We start from the raw sequence: 1,222 nt of genomic DNA, 5'->3' as shown, positions 1-1,222 counted from the left end.
GCTTCGTTCTGGACGTCCACCTTCTTGACGAGGTGGCCGTCGACGAAGGGCCCCTTCTTGAGACTGCGCGGCATCTAAACCAAAAACACCTTCGGTGTTGTAAGGTTAAGCCTCACGGATCATTAGTACTGGTTAGCTCAATGCATCGCTGCACTTACACACCCAGCCTATCAACGTCTTAGTCTTAAACGTTCCTTCAGGGGCCTTAAAGGCCCAGGGAAGACTCATCTTGAGGCAAGTTTCGCGCTTAGATGCTTTCAGCGCTTATCTTTTCCGCACTTAGCTACCGGGCAATGCCATTGGCATGACAACCCGAACACCAGTGGTGCGTTCACTCCGGTCCTCTCGTACTAGGAGCAACCCCTCTCAATCTTCCAACGCCCACGGCAGATAGGGACCGAACTGTCTCACGACGTTCTAAACCCAGCTCGCGTACCACTTTAAATGGCGAACAGCCATACCCTTGGGACCTACTTCAGCCCCAGGATGTGATGAGCCGACATCGAGGTGCCAAACACCGCCGTCGATATGAACTCTTGGGCGGTATCAGCCTGTTATCCCCGGAGTACCTTTTATCCGTTGAGCGATGGCCCTTCCATTCAGAACCACCGGATCACTAAGACCTACTTTCGTACCTGCTCGAGCCGTCACTCTCGCAGTCAAGCTAGCTTATGCCTTTGCACTAACCTCACGATGTCCGACCGTGATTAGCTAACCTTCGTGCTCCTCCGTTACTCTTTGGGAGGAGACCGCCCCAGTCAAACTACCCACCAGACACTGTCCTCACCCCAGATTATGGGGCCGAGTTAGAACATCAAACATTAAAGGGTGGTATTTCAAGGATGGCTCCACGCAGACTGGCGTCCACGCTTCAAAGCCTCCCACCTATCCTACACATCAAGGCTCAATGTTCAGTGTCAAGCTATAGTAAAGGTTCACGGGGTCTTTCCGTCTTGCCGCGGGTACACTGCATCTTCACAGCGAGTTCAATTTCACTGAGTCTCGGGTGGAGACAGCCTGGCCATCATTACGCCATTCGTGCAGGTCGGAACTTACCCGACAAGGAATTTCGCTACCTTAGGACCGTTATAGTTACGGCCGCCGTTTACTGGGGCTTCGATCAAGAGCTTCGCCTTGCGGCTGACCCCATCAATTAACCTTCCAGCACCGGGCAGGCGTCACACCGTATACGTCCACTTTCGTGTTTGCACAGTGCTGTGTT

The 1,222-nt window shown here is 53.1% G+C and carries 1 rRNA gene and 1 pseudogene; both read right to left on the bottom strand.

Going from position 1 to position 1,222, the window contains the following annotated elements:
• A pseudogene (locus ABT001_RS36025) lies at positions 1 to 74 on the bottom strand (30S ribosomal protein S19); the annotation flags it as partial.
• A 27-nt stretch (positions 75 to 101) separates the two neighbouring features.
• Positions 102 to 1,222: ribosomal RNA gene (locus tag ABT001_RS36020) — 23S ribosomal RNA — on the bottom strand; the annotation flags it as partial.

It is taken from the genome of Streptomyces sp. NPDC002793, from assembly GCF_040295485.1.
Classification (GTDB): Bacteria; Actinomycetota; Actinomycetes; order Streptomycetales; family Streptomycetaceae; genus Streptomyces.
This window is presented reverse-complemented; position numbering and strand designations above follow the sequence as displayed.